The sequence below is a fragment of the Paraburkholderia lebeckiae genome (assembly GCF_050436225.1).
Lineage (GTDB): Bacteria > Pseudomonadota > Gammaproteobacteria > Burkholderiales > Burkholderiaceae > Paraburkholderia > Paraburkholderia tuberum.
Genome location: NZ_JBNDLU010000002.1, coordinates 4,122,869 through 4,139,561 on the forward strand (window position 1 = coordinate 4,122,869; position 16,693 = coordinate 4,139,561).

A 16,693-nucleotide genomic window follows, 5' to 3' on the forward strand; every position below is an offset into this window, starting at 1 on the left:
GACTGCAGTGCAGTTCGCCAGTGAGGTCTTCGGTGCCTCGGTCGGCTGTCGCTTACCAATCTGCTTCGGGGCAGGGGAGCCGTCGGAACGGCGCAGGATCGCAATCGAAGCGCCCGCAACCACAACGTTCGGCGAGGAGCCAGTCGAGGCCGATATCTGCCCACTGGTCGGGGTGCGGAAAATGGAATTGCAGAAGCCCTTCCTCGTTTAGAACGCCAACGAAACGGTTCTGAACCTTACCCCACAAGGCGATAACGCATTGGGGGCCGCTTTTCAGCGTGTGCTCGATCACATCACCCGCTTTCTGCAAGTTGGGGCGCCACGAGTCGCGCTCGTGGTGCAACTGAACCATCGTCATCATGACGCGCGCAAGAGCGGTTTCGGGCATCTTCGGAATCGGCTTCAGTCGGTATTGGGTTCCAGACGCGACGAATATCGCAGACAGTCCTTGGCAGACCAGCGTGGCATCGTGCTGGAACGAAAACCCGACGCGTTCGTCGTCCGAGAAAAGGCGAAGCTGTCCGTTCGCCTGATCCCTGTGCGAGGAATTTTGAGGCCGGGCTGTGTTCTGAGTTTGAGTCAGCCGCTTTTTGTCGAGCACCATAGTTGAATCCTTTATTGGGGTTTCTGTGACCGTCTATTGCCACTCGTGGCGCCAGGCACGATCTTGAAACGTCGGCAATCGACATAATTGGATCGCTATGCGCGTAGCCACCCTGCCGGACCTATCGGGTTATTGACCTTGCAGCCACCGTTCCAATTGCTCCGCATCGATCAGTACGCGGCGCGCACCTTGGGGGCGAACAATACAAGCCAGAAAGCCATTGGATTTCAGCCCGCTTTTGGGATGCTTCGCATACTGCTCGGCTTGGAAAACAAGATGCCGCAGCGCGCCTTCCGTGTAGGGATAGCGTTGGGCGGTTGTTTTGATCGTGAGCCAACGGCGGCTTTCCAGTGGCAAAGGCCCCGCCTCAGCTTTAGGCTTGGCGTGGCGGCACTTGCGCGGCTTCTGGCAGGGCGGCGTATCTTCTGCCAACCCGGCTGGGGGACTTGTTGCCGGAGTCTGGTCCGCGTGATTGGCCGCGGTTTTCCGTGCCTCGGCCTGCTTGACCTCGCCCTCAGCCCGGGTGGCGAGTGCGTGCGAGCGTGGTTGGCCGGGAAGGATCAGCACCAACTGGCCGTGCTTTACTTCCCACGTCGGGCCAGACCAGTATTGCACTGGCTGGCGTTTGGACCGCGTCGGGTCAAATCCAACCTTCTGGATGGCAGGACAGAAAGCGTCATTGCGCGAGCCAATCTGCCCGGTCACCCTTGGCGAACGGCCGGGTTCGGCAGGGTTCTTCGAAAGCGAAGATGCGGGATGTTGTATGTCCATCGATGCTCCTGGCAATGTTGGAAACGGCGGTTGATGCCTACGGCCAATCCGTATTCCATCGCAACTGACGAGGACAAAACAGGGCAAATAAGGAACAACGATGAAAAGGGTTTGCTGCGAGTGATTTATACCGCCGCACTAAAAAAATGTCGGCAAATCAAGGGGATGGAGGATTCCGTGATTACGCTGCGCTCGCTGATGATTTTGGGGGGAATAAGAAAGCCCCAGAAAATCCGGTTACGGGTGCTGCGCGCGGGCCGTGCAGTGTTACTGATGAGTACAGTAGCCCGCGGACAGGCCGATAGCTTGGAGGATTAATGAGGCGGCTTACCGCATCCGAGTAAGCGGCTAGCATTGGGATGAGCTTGAAGAGGATGATCCAGTCGAGGGATTGTTGGCTGGTCGCGGCGATCTGATCTGTCGGCGGCCGATGCCGCTCAATTAGGATGATGTCTCGCCAGTGACAAGATCGCCGGGCGCTGCGCCGATCATGAATGTGTACTGGTGCATTGCAAGGTTGATACCCGTTCGGAGCGCATCCTTGCACGTTTCGAAGTCAGGCGCAGGGCCTTTGGGAGCATGCTGCCATCCGCTCTCCCCCCAGATACATTTATGGTAAGGGTCAGCCGCATCGTAGATTGCCTTTGCGATGCGGCCCGCCCCGGTCGGAGAGGTCGCTCGTTTAGGAAGTACGAGTTGCAATTCAAGCATGCAGAGTGCCCGCTTTAACCAGAACTCCTTCGGGTTCGCTGTACCTGCCCTTTGCCGTATCGAATTGGCGAGGCGTTTTGAAGGTCCGAGCCGTTGTTGAACGGCATATAGTTGCGCTCCGATTATCTCGAACTGCCGGGGTAGATGATGGGCGACGTCAATCAATACGACGTGCCAGTTCTGCCACGCGCTCGCAGGCTCCCGGGCCAGATCGGAGAGTTCCTTTCGTATTGCGTTGAACGGAATTGTTGCGGTCCGATTCGGTAGGAATGGAAACACCTGCGGTTCAGAATCAGTGGGAACACGGTCCGCGACGTGCAGCAAGGATGTCCGGCACAGTAATTCCTGGAACTGTTGTGCAGCCTCCTGATTCGCGTGTAGCTGCGGTTTGATGTTGGCATCGAGACTAACCGCAAAAGCCATCTCGGATTGGCGCGTAAACCCGGCCAAAGGAAATGGCGTGATAGCCGGGGCATTGATGTTGCGAATGAGTTTCCGGTCTTTGTCACGCATTTGGAGCACGCGTTGCGGAGGAAGATTGTCGATCCTGCCGAAACTGATTACCCTCTCGCCGAGATCGTTGCAGCTTTCGATCTGCCCGTAAACGACGGGAGATTCTATGAACTTTGCTTGGCCCGTGTAGCCAACAGAAATACGATTTCCGAGTGGACTAATTTTCCATACGCTCTCGCGTCCCGCGAAAAACGGCATGCCAATCTCGTAAATCGGATCGGTGAGGTTAAAAAACCATGACTGTCCCGTAGCCAACTTAGGAAGTGTCCGCTCGGACGGATCAAACCAGTCCCCGATGCCGTAAAGACGGGTACTGTCGAAGTCTCGTACACGGAGGTCACGTAGCTTGATATCGGGACGGGTTTCAAGAAACGCGCTGAGAGCGACGGGTTCCGCGTGCGGCCACTTGCACTGAGGCCCCAAGACCTTGCCGTTCTGGCTGTAATATCGAACGTCGAGTTCTTTAGCTCGCTCAAACCATTCGCTATCTTGCCAATGTTGCGGACTTGGTTTTTTGGGGTCTTTTAGCCATGCCGGCTGATCTCGGAGAAGCTCATAGTCTCGGCGATATCCAGGGTTGAGTCGAAGGAATTTCCACGCCCATTCGTCACCAGTCATCTCCAATTGTTTTTTATCAAGGGCAAACGGGTATTTGCCTTGATCGAGTGGAATGCTTAGAAGGAAGCTGGTTTGAGTGGTCATCGCCGATGTTTGAGGTGTTATGCCACGTCTGGCGATGCTTGATCGTCCTTCGGCTTCGACTCCGTGCCGAAGCGGGCCGCATTGACGCGCGTGAGCACGCTGGCAATGTGATCCTTCCCGAAGTGTGCGTAGCGCTTCACCATGTTGAGGGTTTTGTGCCCGAGGATTTCGGCGATCTCAGGCGCGGTCGCACCGCCCATCGCAAGATAACTGGCTGTCGTATGCCGGAGGTCGTGAAACCGGAAGTCTTCGATGCCAGCTTTACGTCGCGCAGCATCCCACGCCGGGCGGATATTCATCGGCTGGTCGGCCCGGCGGTCGCTCGGAAATAGCAACTCGCCCGGTTCGGCTCGGCCCGCGTTGGTCCTCGTAAGCCCGGCGTTCATGCGTTTGATTTCCAGCAGCGCCACGCCGGTCAGGGGGACACCACGCCGCTCTCCATTCTTGGTGCGGTTCAGAAGAATGAGTCCATAATCGCCGTCTTGATCAGGCAACGTGATGTCACGCCAGCGCAGATGCATGATTTCGCTGTACCGCATGCCGGTTGAGATCGCGGTAACGACGATGACATGCAGGTAGCGGCTCGTGGACTGCCCTGTGGCAGCCAGAAGCCGCTCGCGCTCGTCGTCGCTTAGATGGCGCACGCGTTCGTTATTGACGCGTGGTTTGGCGACCCGGGACATCGGCGAGGTTTCGAGCCATTGCCATTCCTTCACAGCGACGCTCAGCACATGCGAAAATGTCGCGAGGGAGCGAACGACAGTGGCGGCCGCACGCGTCCCGCCGTTGGGAGTGGGGATGCTGGCGAACTCGTCGCGGCAGGAGCCGATCAACGCGGGCGTGAGCTCGGCGAGACTGTACGCGCCAAGCCGGGATGCCCACCAGTCGAGGACTCGGCCTTGATCTGCCTCGCGTTGTGGCTTGCGGGTAAGTAGGACCTCCTTGCGATACCTGTCGATCATCTCATGCACGGTATGGCGCTCGGCTTCGACGCGCTGCATGTAGCGTCCTGCTCGTAAATCGGCCTCCACCTGCGCAGCCCACTGCTTTGCGAGGGTCTTGCTGTCGAAACTTCGGGTCTGTGGGGGAAAGCCTTTCAGCCGGATCTGGACGTGGTATGACTTGTTTCCTTGTGCGTCCTTGCGTTCACGGATCGTTGCCATATTATTTTTTACCCCGCCATCGTCAGGCTGAAAGCCTCGCGGCAACCATGTTCGATTGTCGCTGGTTGTCGTGGTGCTTTATACCAGTTGTGCCAAGAGTGTGCCAGAAGGCGGAAAGAGCACTCAAAAATTCGGTTAAAATGCTGATTATTATGAATTTTATTCGGCGTAGTGGATTTCATTGTAAATGACCGTTTCTCCGGACATCGCTGCCCGCGCGGCTGAACTGCCGCCCGAAACGCCCCGCGTCGTGCTGATTACGGGCGCCGCGCGCCGCATCGGGCGCGCGCTCGCACTCGGCTTCGCCGCGCGCGGCTGGGACGTGGCCGTGCACTACGGTGCCTCGCGTGAGGACGCCGACGAAGTGGTCGCGCAGATCGTCGCGCTGGGCCGCCGCGCGGTCGCGCTGCACGCCGAGCTCGGCGACGAGGCGCAGGTCGCCCGGCTGCTGCCCGACTGTGCCGCTGCGCTCGGGCGGCCGTCGTGCATCGTCAATAACGCGTCGCGCTTCGAGGAAGACACGGCGCGCGACGTCGGCTACGAGTTGCTGCTGAAGCTGACCGCGATGAACGTCGGCGCGCCGCTCGTGCTCGCGCGCATGCTTTACGAAGCGATGCCCGATGCGGCGTTGCGCGACGAAAGCCAGCGCGGCGTCGTCATCAATGTGCTGGATCAGAAGCTGTACAACATGAACCCGGACTATCTGTCGTACACGCTGTCGAAGGCGGCGCTGCAGACCGCGACGGTCGCGCTCGCTCAGGCGCTCGCGCCGAAGCTCCGGGTGGTCGGGCTCGCGCCCGGGCTGACCATGCAGTCGGGCGACCAGACCCAGCACGGGTTCGAGGCCGCTCACCGTATGACGCCTCTTGGCCGTGCGTCGCGGCCCGAGGATATCGTCGCCGCCGCGCTGTATCTCGCGGATGCAGCCGGCGTTACCGGAACGACGCTGGTGGTCGACGGCGGGCAGCATCTCGTGCCGCTGCCGCGCGACGTGATGTTTTTGACGGGCGCCTGACACGCGCGCGTGGCCGGCCTTCGAGGCGGCCATCGCGTGTGGCGAAGCGCCCCTTTGCGTGCCCCGCACGCTTTTTTGGACTGGAACGAACATGTTTGCCGCTCTTTCGCACCCCCGGCTCGCAGATTGCCGCCGGCTTTTTCTGCGCAATTACGAAGTGCACATCAATATCGGCGTGCACGACTTCGAAAAGCGCGGCGAGCAGCGCGTCGTGATCAACGTCGAACTGTTCGTGCCGCTCACGATGTCCACGCCGGTGCACGACAAGCTCACCGAAGTGGTCGACTACGACTTCATGCGCTCGACGATCGCCAGGCGCGTCTCGCAAGGCCATATTCATCTGCAGGAAACGCTGTGCGACGACCTCGTGCGCGCGATGCTCGAACATCCGCAGGTGCGCGGCGCGCGCGTGTCGACCGAAAAGCCGGACGTGTATCCGGACTGCGATGCGGTCGGCGTCGAAGTCTTCCGCATCAAGGAGGACTGAGCGATGAACGCACCGGAAATGCTGAACGCAGGCAACCAGGCCGCCGAGGCCACCGCGGCACCGAGCGCCGCCCGCGCCTCGAAATCGCCGCTCACGCGCCGCGAGCAGAAGGAAGCGTACGAGAACAACAAGCTCTTCAAGCGTCTCGCGCGCCAGGTCGGCCAGGCGATCGGCGACTACAACATGATCGAGGACGGCGACAAGGTGATGGTGTGCCTGTCGGGCGGCAAGGACAGTTACGCGATGCTCGAGATCCTGATGCGGCTGCGCGAGCGCGCGCCGATCAATTTCGACATCGTCGCGGTAAACCTCGACCAGAAGCAGCCGGGCTTCCCCGAACACGTGCTGCCCGAGTATCTGACCCAGCTCGACATCCCGTTTCACATTGAGAATCAGGACACCTACAGCATCGTCAAGCGGCTCGTGCCGGAGGGCAAGACCACCTGTTCGCTGTGCTCGCGGCTGCGGCGCGGCATCCTGTATCGCGTCGCCGGCGAGCTCGGCGCGACCAAGATCGCGCTCGGCCATCATCGCGACGACATCCTGCAAACGCTGCTGCTGAACCTGTTCTATGGCGGCAAGTTGAAGGGCATGCCGCCCAAGCTGCAATCGGACGACGGCAAGAACATCGTGATCCGGCCGCTCGCCTACGTGAAGGAAACCGATCTGGAGAAGTACGCCGAGCTGCGTGAATTCCCGATCATTCCGTGCAATCTGTGCGGTAGCCAACCAAACCTTAAGCGCGCGGAAATGAAGGCGCTGGTCCGCGACTGGGAAAAGCGTTTCCCGGGCCGCATCGAGAACATGTTCAATGCGTTGTCGAACGTGGTGCCGTCGCATCTGATGGATCACCAGCTGTTTCCGTTCGCGGGGCTGCGCGCGACCGGCGAAGCCGACCCGCAAGGTGACATCGCGTTCGACGAAGAACCATGCTCGAGCGGCGACGAAGGCGCGCCGCTCACCAGTGCGAAGACCATTTCGCTGGTCCAGTTCGACGACCTGTAGCGAGCGAAAAGTGCCTGTTCCGGCGGCATTCCGGCGCTTTTCCGCTGGCTTGCAAGCCCTGCCGAGGCCGCGTTTGCGGCCTTTTTTGCAGGTGCAGCATGATAGAATCGTCCGCTCCAAACTCGTCTATTTGCCGACGCCATGAACATCGTCATTTTGGCGGCAGGTACCGGCAAGCGCATGCGGTCCGCGCTTCCCAAGGTGCTCCATCCTCTGGCCGGCCGGCCGCTCCTCGCTCATGTCATCGACACAGCCCGCGCGCTGAAGCCCGCGCGCCTGATCGTCGTGATCGGCCACGGCGCCGAAGCCGTGCGCGAAGCCGTCGCGGCGCCCGATGTCCAGTTCGCGGTGCAGCAGCAACAGCTCGGCACCGGCCACGCGGTGCAGCAGGCGCTGCCGCTGCTCGATCCTTCGTTGCCCACGCTGGTACTTTATGGCGACGTGCCGCTCACGCGCGCGCAAACGCTGCGCGCACTGACCGGGCGTGCCGGCCAGGACGGCTACGGCGTGCTCACCGTCACGCTCGACGACCCGACCGGTTACGGCCGCATCGTGCGCGATCAGCACGGCAACGTGCAACGCATCGTCGAGCAGAAGGACGCGAGTCCCGAGCAGCTGAAGATCGCCGAAATCAACACCGGCATCATCGTCGCGCCGACCGCGCGCCTTGCCGGCTGGCTCGCGGCGCTCAGAAACGACAACGCGCAAGGCGAGTTCTATCTGACCGACGCGGTCGAAATGGCGATCGAAGCCGGCCTCGAAGTCGTCACCACGCAGCCCGACGACGAGTGGGAAACGCTCGGTGTCAACAGCAAGCAGCAGCTCGCCGAGCTCGAGCGGATTCATCAGCGCAATGTCGCCGACGCACTACTGGTCGCGGGCGTGACGCTCGCCGACCCGGCGCGCGTCGACGTGCGGGGCACGCTCGAATGCGGCCGCGATGTGTCGATCGACGTCAACTGCGTGTTCGAAGGCCTTGTGACGCTGGCCGACAACGTCAGCATCGGGCCGAACTGCGTGATTCGCAACGCGAGTATCGGCGCCGGTACGCGCGTCGATGCGTTCACGCACATCGAAGGCGCGGAAGTCGGCGCGAAGGCCGTTGTCGGTCCGTATGCGCGCTTGCGCACAGGCGCGGCGCTGCAAGACGAGTCTCATGTAGGGAACTTCGTCGAGATCAAGAACGCGGTGCTCGGTCATGGCTCGAAGGCCAACCACCTCACCTACATCGGCGATGCGGATGTCGGCGCGCGCGTGAATATCGGCGCGGGCACGATCACCTGCAACTACGACGGCGCCAACAAATTCCGCACCGTGATCGAGGACGACGTGTTCGTCGGCTCGGACACGCAACTGGTCGCACCGGTGCGCGTGCAGCGCGGCGCGACGATCGCGGCCGGCACCACAGTGTGGAAGGACGTCGCCGCCGACGTGCTGGTGTTGAACGATAAAACCCAGACAAGCAAGACGGGCTACGTGCGCCCTGTCAAAAAGAAAAGCTGATCGATACGGCGTGCCCACGAGGCGCGCTCACTGAATCCGGCACTGAAAAGGAATACACCATGTGCGGCATTGTCGGCGCGGTTGCGCAACGTAATATCGTTCCCGTCCTGATCGAAGGACTGCGGCGCCTCGAATATCGCGGCTACGATTCGTGCGGCGTCGCCGTGCTCGGCGTTCGCGGGCCGAGCCGCGCGCGCAGCGTCGCGCGCGTGGCCGACCTCGAAGGCCAGGTGCGCGACAGTCACCTCGAAGGCGTGACGGGCATCGCGCATACACGCTGGGCCACGCATGGCGCACCGGTCACCGACAACGCGCACCCGATCTTCTCGCGGGATGCGCTGGCGTTGGTACACAACGGCATCATCGAAAACTACGAGACCTTGCGCGAAATGCTGCGCGGCAAGGGTTACGAGTTCGTCTCGCAGACCGACACCGAGGTTATCGCGCACCTGATCCATAGCCTGTATCACGGCGACCTGTTCGCTGCGGTGCGCGAGGCGATCGCGCAACTTCACGGCGCGTATGCGATCGCGGTGCTGCACAAGGATCAGCCGCATACGGTGGTCGGCGCGCGCCAGGGCTCGCCGCTCGTGGTCGGGCTCGGGGACGGCGAAAACTTCCTCGCATCGGATGCGCTCGCGCTCGCAGGCAGCACCGAGCGCTTCATCTTCCTCGAGGAAGGCGACGTCTGCGAACTGTCGCTCGATGGCGTGCGCATCGCCGATCGTCAGGGCGAGGCCGCGCAACGCGAGGTGCGCCAGGTCGCGGCCTATGGCGGCGCGGTCGAACTCGGCCCGTATCGCCACTTCATGCAGAAGGAAATCTTCGAGCAGCCGCGCGCGATCACCGACACGATTCCTCAGGCCGACGCGTTCGATGCGTCGATCTTCGGCGAAGGCGCGCGCCAGGTGTTCGCGGACATCGACAGCCTGCTGATTCTCGCGTGCGGCACCAGCTATTACTCGGGGCTCACCGCCAAGTACTGGCTCGAATCGCTCGCGAAGATTCCGACTCAGGTCGAGATCGCGAGCGAGTATCGCTATCGCGAGTCGGTGCCGAATCCGAAGTCGCTGGTGGTGGTGATTTCGCAGTCGGGCGAAACCGCCGACACGCTCGCGGCGCTCAAGCACGCGCAGGAGCTCGGCCACAAGCACACGCTCGCGATCTGCAACGTCGGCACGAGCGCGATGGTGCGGCAGACCGAGTTGTCGTTCCTCACGCACGCGGGCCGCGAGATCGGCGTCGCGTCGACCAAGGCATTCACGACGCAGCTGGTTGCGCTGTTCACGCTGGCGGCAACGCTCGCGAAGCTGCGCGGACGTTTGAACGACGAGCAGGAAGCGAGTTATCTGAAGCAGTTGCGCCACCTGCCGGCGGCGCTCAACAGCGTGCTCGCGCTGGAGCCGCAGATCATCGCGTGGTCGGAGGAGTTTTCGCGCAAGGAACATGCGTTGTTCCTCGGACGCGGCATGCACTATCCGATCGCGCTCGAAGGCGCGCTGAAGCTCAAGGAGATTTCGTATATCCACGCCGAGGCGTATCCGGCTGGCGAGCTGAAGCACGGGCCACTGGCGCTCGTGACCGAAGCGATGCCAGTGGTGACGGTCGCGCCGAACGACGCGCTGCTCGAAAAGCTGAAGTCGAACATCCAGGAAGTGCGCGCGCGCGGCGGCGAGCTTTATGTGTTCGCCGATGCCGATACGAAGATCGTCAACGGCGAAGGACTGCATGTGATCCGGATGCCGGAGCACTATGGCTTGCTGTCGCCGATCCTGCACGTCGTGCCGCTGCAGTTGCTCGCGTATCACACCGCTTGTGCGCGTGGCACGGATGTGGATAAGCCGCGGAACCTGGCGAAGTCGGTGACGGTGGAGTGACGAAGACGTAGCGGCAAACCGGGACGCAAGCTCACGCGATCCGCCGCGCCGCCATGCGGTCCGGCGGACGAAACACCATCGGCATCTGTCTTGCCACGATGCCTCGACGTGACGACGCCACATCGACTACCCTCTGTCGACATCCCACGTGGCCTCGTCATCATGAAGACCTCGTCTCCCAACACGCTAACCGAACAGCTGAAGTCACGCGTCGTGCTAATCGCGCTGTTCGTCGGTTCGATGTGGGCGGTGTTCTTTCTGTCGGTTGCGTTACCGTTCCTGCATCTGAACGAGCACGGCGTCGTGCCGCGTTCGCTCGGCGGCTTGCAGGGGATCCTGTTCGCGCCGTGGCTGCATGCGAGCCTCGGGCACATCGCCGCCAACACGAGCGGGCTCGTCGTTCTCGGCTGGCTGTGTACGTGGCCGGATATCGCCGGCTTCTGGCGCGCGACCCTTGGCGCGATGCTCGGCGCGGGCCTGTGCGCGTGGCTGTTCGGCGCGTCGTATTCGGTGCATATCGGCGCGAGTGGGCTGGTGTTCGGCTATGCGGGCTACCTGGTCGCCCGCGGCTACTACACGCGCAATCTCGTGTCGATCCTGGTAGCCCTGGTCGTCGTCAGCAGCTACGGTCTGAGCCTGCTGTTCGGCGTACTGCCTATCTATCCGGATGTGTCGTGGCAGAGCCATGTCGGCGGCGTGCTCGGTGGTGTGCTCGCCGCGCGTGCGCGGAGCGGCGCGGCGAACCGGGTAAGCGTGCGCTGACCCACCTGCATTTTTTCGCGTAGCGGCATATCGCCGGACGATCGACGAATCCTACAACTCCGGCCGCTCCAGATCGCTCGCGACGATGTGTTCGCCATACACCTGCGCGGCCGCGAGCGCTTCGAGTCGGCTCGCGTGTGGGCCGAGTTCGGGCGCGCCATCGAATGGAAACAGCATGCGGCCGTCGGTCGTGCGCACCACCTTCAACACGCCGAAGAAGCGCCGGTAGCCGGCCATTTTCGCGCTCGCCGAAATCTCGAAGTCGTCCTCCGACGTGCCGGGGACGCTGGGAATAAACGCGGTCTTGCTCATAGCTGAAAACATCAGTTGTTCGTTGAGGCGGCGCGCAACGATGCGCGCGTTCGACGGGCATTGTCTCAAATCGGCGCGAAGCGTGAATCGAGTGGGCAACCCGCTGATTCGCCAACGGTTTTATCGGTGAACTAATGTCAACTTTCACGGCAATGTCATAGGCGCTCCATAAAGTCTGCCCGCAAATAGAACGGCATTCCCGACAGGGCAACAAAAAGACAGCAACAGAGGTCAACGAACATGTCACACCGCATTGGGCTACGCGCATTCATCATGGCCGCTTGCGCGGCTTTAATCGCTTTGATCGTGGCCGCCTGCGGCTCGTCTTCTTCGTCCGGCGGGCTGCAACTGACCGGACAGCAGCAGATTCGCCACGTGTTCGTGATCACGCTCGAAAACGAAAACTACGCGACCACATTCGGCGCCAACACCAAAGCGCCGTATCTCGCGCAAACACTGGCATCGCAAGGCGCGCTCGTGCAGCAGTACTACGGCACGGGCCACGTGAGTCTCGACAACTACATCTCGATGATCAGCGGCCAGTCGCCGACCAACGAGACCGACAACGACTGCATGACCTATCAGGACTTCAAGCTGACCGGCATGACGTCCGATGGCCAGGCGATCGGCTCGGGCTGCGTGTATCCGGCGAGCGTGAAGACGTTGCCGGACCAGTTGAAGGCAGCGGGCTATACGTGGAAGGGCTATGAAGGTGACATGGGCAACGATCCGTCGCGCGAAGCCGCCACCTGCGGCCATCCGACGCTGAACACGACGGACCTGACGCAGTCGGCCGAAGCGCCGAGCGCGGCCGTGCCGCTCGGCGACCAGTATGCGACGCGCCACAATCCGTTCATGTACTTCCATTCGATCATCGATTCGCCGGACTGCGGACAGCACGTCGTCAATCTGAATAACCTGCAGAACGATCTGCAATCGGTCTCGACCACGGCGAACTTCAACCTGATCACGCCGAACCTGTGCGACGACGGCCACGACGCACCTTGCGTGAACGGCCAGCCGGGCGGCCTGACGAGCGCGAACACGTTCCTGCAGAAGTGGGTGCCGATCATTACCGCATCGCCGGCGTTCCAGAAGGATGGCCTGCTGATCATCAACTTCGACGAAAGCAGCTACGCGACGGTCACGCAGTCCGCGTCGGGCGAGGACCTGGTATTTGCCGGCACGACCTGCTGTAGCCAGCAACCCGGCCCGAACCTGCCGTCGTTCCCTGAGACTTCGTCGCTCGCCTATAACGGCATCACGATCAACCTGACCAAATCGAGCTACGGCGGCGACCAGACCGGCGCCGTGATGATCTCGAAGTTCATCAAGCCGGGTACGGTGTCCACGGTGCCGTACAACCACTATTCGATGCTGAAGAGCATCGAGGACATCTTCCAGCTGGACCACCTCGGTTATGCGGGACAGGCAGGTCTGGTGGGGTTCGGCAGCGACATCTTCACGAACCTGTAAAAGACTCGATGCTGTCTTCTGTCATGCGATTCACGGCGCGCGCAAGCGCGCGTCGGATAGCACTCGCCGCCCTGATGGGCGGCGCGTTATTGGGGGGACCCGGTGCGGCGCCCGCTGTTGCGTCGAATGCGACACCGGCATCCGCCGATGCGAAGCCCGTTTATAGCGACGCCGCCGCGCTCGGCAAACTGATGTTCTTCGATCCGGCGCTGTCGGCCTCGGGCAAGATGTCGTGCGCGAGCTGTCACAGTCCCGAGCACGCGTACGGGCCGCCCAACGGTCTCGCCGCGCAACTCGGCGGCGCGGACTTGCATCAGCAGGGCACGCGCGCGGTGCCGAGCCTGCGCTACGTGCTGAACCGTACGCCGATCTGGACGCATGCGCAGGCGGCGAGCCTGTCCGAGCGGCTCAGCGAAACGGACAACGCGCCGGTCGGCGGCTTTGGCTGGGACGGGCGCTTCAACTTTCTGCACGAGCAGGCGAGCTTCCCGCTGTTCAATCCGAACGAGATGGCCAACAAGGATCCGGCCGCATTGCTCGCGAAGATGCAGCGCGCGCCGTACGCTGCGCGCTTCAAGGAAGTATTCGGCCAGAACATTTTTGCCGATCCGACCAAGGCTTTCACCCTGGCGATGTACGCGATCGAGCGCTTCGAGCTCGAAGACCCGAGTTTTCATCCGTACACGAGCAAGTTCGATTACTACCTGGACGGGAAAGTGCAACTAACTGCACAAGAGTTGCACGGCAAAAAACTGTTCGACGACCCCGCCGGCGGCAATTGCGCATCCTGTCATATCGACCAGTCGGGCGTGAACGGCGCTCATCCGCTTTTCACCGACTTCAACTTTCAGGCGCTTGGCGTGCCGCGCAACGCTGAACTGAAGATCAACGCCGATCCGAAGTATTTCGACATGGGCCTGTGCGGACCATTGCGTACGGATCAGAGCGACAATCTGAACTGCGGACTGTTCAAGTCGGTATCGCTGCGCAATACCGCGACGCGTCATGTGTTTTTTCACAACGGTCGCTTCCACACGCTGAAAGAGGCGTTGCGTTTCTACGTGCAACGCGATACGAACCCAGACAAGTGGTATCCAAAGGATGCGCACGGCAAAGTCGACAAATTCAACGATCTGCCGGTCGCACTGCGCGTGAACGTCGATACGACCGACGAGCCGCTGACGCGCAAAACGGGCGAACGTCCGGTCTGGTCCGAGCGTGATATCGACGACGTCGCCGCGTTCCTCGCGACGCTGAGCGACGGCTATGACCTGAAGTTAAAAGCGGTCAAATGAATGCGTCGGAAAGCGGGACGAGTTCCGGTCACCCTTGATTTAAAAGACAAAAATTGCCGAAGAAAGGCGCCGCCCGACGCAGCGGCGCTATAATGCGCGGATCTTTGCTTCCTCCGACGTCCACTATGAGCCGGTTACTTTGCCTGATCGTGCTTTCGCTCGGCCTCGCGCAAACCGCTGCGGCCGACGAAAACACCGACCGAATATCGGCGTACCTGACGCATAAGTTCGGTGTGGGCAAGGAAAAGGCTCAAAAGATCTCCGATGCGGTGCAGTCCGCCGCCAACAAATACTCCCTTCCTCCGGCGCTGCTGCTCGCCATCATCTCGATCGAATCCCGCTTCAAGGAAAAAGCCCGCGGCGCCAATGGCGCGACAGGGCTGATGCAGGTCGTGCCGCAGGCGCACCGCGGGCTGCTGCGCAACGTGAAGGATCTGACCGAGCCGGTTGCGAACATCGAAGTGGGCTCGGCGATTCTATACGGCTACATGCGCTCGGCGAACGGCGATCTGAATACCGCGCTCAAGAGCTATGGCGGCTCGAAGGCCTATGCGCAGAAGGTGAATCTGCGCGTGGAGGATTTCGCGGCGGTTGCGACACCCTCTGAGGGCGCTTCCGGGGCCGCTGGGCGGGCCGCGTCGTGCGAGGCGGATCGTTGCGCCAGCGCGAACCCGTGGGCCGACGCGTTCAGCGTGCCGGCGGCGCTCGTTGCATCCGCGGCACCCGTCGCGAGCGGGGCAGCTGCGGCATCGTCGGCCGCGAACTCTGGGTCGACTTCGGCCGCGACGGTGGGCTCGACGCGCACAACATCGAACTAGGCCCGCACGCGCAGTCTTTTCTCGCATTTTCACCCGTTTGCGCTGCGAGGGCGCGGCGGCGTGCATCAAGTTGACGCGCTGTTTTCCGCTGTAACAGGGTCCGGGCTGCACCTTGCACGCTTTTTACGCACGTGACGCTGGCCGCTCTACAATGCATTTCCATTCGCGCTCACGAGGCGCTTCTCGCAACTGATCATGCAGAACCCCTTTTCCCGCACCACCGCCGCGGCCCTGTTCGGGCTGGTCGCGCTCACGGCATGCAGCAGCACGCCGCAACCCAAATTCACTCAGGAACTATTCGAAACCGGCGCAAGCCCGTACGCGCGCAATTTCAATTCGAGTACGGGCGATAGCTGCGAAGCCGCGCGCCGCGCATTGCTGAGCCAAGGCTATCTGACGACGATGTCGCGTCCCGATACCGTCGACGGCACGAAGAATTTTCAGCCTACCGGCGATTCGCACGTGGTCGTCGAATTTCACGTCGTGTGCACGCCCGGCGAAGAGGCGGCCGATACCAGCATCGTGTATGTGAACGCGGTGCAGAACGGCTTCGCGTTGAAGAAGAGCGATACGTCGGCGAGCGTCGGGCTCAGCGTGCTCGGTTCGCTGTCGCTGCCGATTCGCTCGAATAGCGACGCGATGGTGAAGATCTCGAGCGAGACGATTCCGTCGGGCAAGTTCTATGACCGCTTTTTCCGTCTCGTCGATCATTACTTGCAGACGGTCGTGCGCACGCAGCCGGTGACGAGCAGCCCGATCGAGACGCGGACGCTGCCGATGCCGGTAGCAGCGCCGCTTCAACTGACGATCCCTGAGCCAGTGCCCGAGCCGGTAGCGGCGACCACTTCCGCTGCAGTTCACGCGACGCCGACCGTGCCGGTTCAGACGACGTCACCAGCGCTCGCCCAACCGACGACCGACAAGCCTGTCGCGGTGACGCCACCAGCTGCGGCTCAGCCGGTCCAGTCAGCGCCCGCGCCAGTGCAGTTAACCGCGCCCGCACCGGTTCCGTTGACGACACCGTCGACATCCTCGCGGGTCCAACCCGCCGACCCGATTGGTCAGGCTGCAGCGATCGAATCCACGAGCGGCACGGCGCCTCTGGTGCCGTGACAGCGGCGCAGCGGCATTCGCATCGAGGCTGATCAAGATCCGATCAGCCTCTGATTCAGGCGCGTAGCGATATTCACCTTATGGTGTTTACTTAATGCGTATACATACGTAGTAGTAGTTAACAAGGGTTAACCGATTCTGTGGATAAGTCGCGAATGTCGCGCCGCTTCAACGTCATGCGAAACCTATAACCCTGCGGAACACGTCGGTAGAAAAACTACATAACTTGGATAAGTTTGAGCACCCGTTAGCCGACCTGATCCTTATCAAGATTTCGCGCACAGGCTGTTCGTCGCGCTATCCCGAAGTTATTCAGAGCTCGCTGTGGATAACCACGCCTCCGAACGACACTTCCCGTTGCTCCCGCATCGACGCTTCGCACCATGCGAAGCGCTCGCCAACGCACAGATTTCCGCCCACCGAACGCGCACATTGATTACGCGGTACGAAGATTGCGCGCGTTCTTATTGCAAGCGCAACTGTTGCTATTTAGTCAAAATCATTTGCCCAACGAACAATCCGGCATAGAGTTAAAGTGCTTTGTGAGGTTTCTGGTGCAGTGCGGG

General features: G+C 61.5%; 16 protein-coding genes. 11 read left to right on the forward strand and 5 right to left on the reverse strand.

Translation table 11 applies throughout. The features are described 5' to 3' along the window. Positions 1-52 precede the first annotated feature (52 nt). Both OKW45_RS33565 and OKW45_RS33570 read right to left on the reverse strand, forming a co-directional pair. A complete protein-coding gene (locus OKW45_RS33565) occupies positions 53-604 on the reverse strand; it encodes a hypothetical protein (RefSeq protein WP_429473139.1) in 552 nt (183 codons plus the stop codon). A 129-nt stretch (positions 605-733) separates the two neighbouring features. Continuing rightward, complete coding sequence (locus OKW45_RS33570; protein WP_429473141.1) at positions 734-1,375, reverse strand: hypothetical protein; 642 nt, start codon at positions 1,373-1,375, stop codon at positions 734-736. Between the two features lie 33 nt (positions 1,376-1,408). Between OKW45_RS33570 and OKW45_RS33575 the strand changes: the two genes are divergently transcribed. Then, complete coding sequence (locus tag OKW45_RS33575; protein ID WP_429473142.1) at positions 1,409-1,693, forward strand: hypothetical protein; 285 nt, start codon at positions 1,409-1,411, stop codon at positions 1,691-1,693. Between the two features lie 123 nt (positions 1,694-1,816). Here OKW45_RS33575 and OKW45_RS33580 read toward each other — a convergent pair whose 3' ends face one another. Next, positions 1,817-3,301 carry a hypothetical protein gene (locus tag OKW45_RS33580; RefSeq protein WP_429473143.1) on the reverse strand — a complete coding sequence of 495 codons (1,485 nt, stop codon included), beginning with the start codon at positions 3,299-3,301 and terminating at the stop codon, positions 1,817-1,819. Positions 3,302-3,318: 17 nt separating this feature from the next. Next, positions 3,319-4,464, reverse strand: a complete 1,146-nt coding sequence (locus tag OKW45_RS33585) for a tyrosine-type recombinase/integrase (protein WP_429473144.1) — start codon at positions 4,462-4,464, stop codon at positions 3,319-3,321. Positions 4,465-4,651: 187 nt separating this feature from the next. Between OKW45_RS33585 and OKW45_RS33590 the strand changes: the two genes are divergently transcribed. The 6 genes from OKW45_RS33590 to OKW45_RS33615 all read left to right on the forward strand — a co-directional run bounded on the left by OKW45_RS33590 (position 4,652) and on the right by OKW45_RS33615 (position 11,113). Continuing rightward, positions 4,652-5,479, forward strand: a complete 828-nt coding sequence (locus OKW45_RS33590) for an SDR family oxidoreductase (RefSeq protein ID WP_018418709.1) — start codon at positions 4,652-4,654, stop codon at positions 5,477-5,479. Positions 5,480-5,570: 91 nt separating this feature from the next. Continuing rightward, positions 5,571-5,966, forward strand: coding sequence for a dihydroneopterin aldolase (locus tag OKW45_RS33595; RefSeq protein WP_018418708.1), 396 nt, complete (start codon positions 5,571-5,573; stop codon positions 5,964-5,966). A 3-nt stretch (positions 5,967-5,969) separates the two neighbouring features. After that, positions 5,970-6,971, forward strand: coding sequence for a tRNA 2-thiocytidine(32) synthetase TtcA (gene ttcA, locus OKW45_RS33600; protein ID WP_018418707.1), 1,002 nt, complete (start codon positions 5,970-5,972; stop codon positions 6,969-6,971). Between the two features lie 141 nt (positions 6,972-7,112). Continuing rightward, positions 7,113-8,474, forward strand: a complete 1,362-nt coding sequence (glmU, locus tag OKW45_RS33605; RefSeq protein ID WP_429473146.1) for a bifunctional UDP-N-acetylglucosamine diphosphorylase/glucosamine-1-phosphate N-acetyltransferase GlmU — start codon at positions 7,113-7,115, stop codon at positions 8,472-8,474. A gap of 59 nt (positions 8,475-8,533) precedes the next feature. Then, the gene (glmS, locus tag OKW45_RS33610) at positions 8,534-10,351 is read left to right on the forward strand and encodes a glutamine--fructose-6-phosphate transaminase (isomerizing) (protein ID WP_018418705.1); all 1,818 of its coding nucleotides are present in this window, start codon (positions 8,534-8,536) and stop codon (positions 10,349-10,351) included. A gap of 162 nt (positions 10,352-10,513) precedes the next feature. Continuing rightward, on the forward strand, positions 10,514-11,113 hold the full coding sequence (locus tag OKW45_RS33615; RefSeq protein ID WP_429473147.1) for a rhomboid family intramembrane serine protease: 600 nt from the start codon (positions 10,514-10,516) through the stop codon (positions 11,111-11,113). 51 nt (positions 11,114-11,164) lie between these two features. Here OKW45_RS33615 and OKW45_RS33620 read toward each other — a convergent pair whose 3' ends face one another. Next, positions 11,165-11,425 (reverse strand): DUF6723 family protein, encoded by a 261-nt coding sequence (locus OKW45_RS33620; protein WP_018418703.1) that lies wholly within the window; start codon positions 11,423-11,425, stop codon positions 11,165-11,167. 240 nt (positions 11,426-11,665) lie between these two features. Between OKW45_RS33620 and OKW45_RS33625 the strand changes: the two genes are divergently transcribed. From OKW45_RS33625 to OKW45_RS33640, 4 genes are all read left to right on the forward strand, one after another. After that, positions 11,666-12,901 (forward strand): alkaline phosphatase family protein, encoded by a 1,236-nt coding sequence (locus tag OKW45_RS33625; protein ID WP_026225501.1) that lies wholly within the window; start codon positions 11,666-11,668, stop codon positions 12,899-12,901. 8 nt (positions 12,902-12,909) lie between these two features. Beyond that, on the forward strand, positions 12,910-14,196 hold the full coding sequence (locus OKW45_RS33630) for a cytochrome-c peroxidase (protein ID WP_429473148.1): 1,287 nt from the start codon (positions 12,910-12,912) through the stop codon (positions 14,194-14,196). A 125-nt stretch (positions 14,197-14,321) separates the two neighbouring features. Next, complete coding sequence (locus tag OKW45_RS33635; protein ID WP_018418700.1) at positions 14,322-15,014, forward strand: lytic transglycosylase domain-containing protein; 693 nt, start codon at positions 14,322-14,324, stop codon at positions 15,012-15,014. Positions 15,015-15,209: 195 nt separating this feature from the next. Beyond that, on the forward strand, positions 15,210-16,127 hold the full coding sequence (locus OKW45_RS33640) for a DUF2242 domain-containing protein (protein ID WP_429473150.1): 918 nt from the start codon (positions 15,210-15,212) through the stop codon (positions 16,125-16,127). Positions 16,128-16,693: the final 566 nt, after the last annotated feature.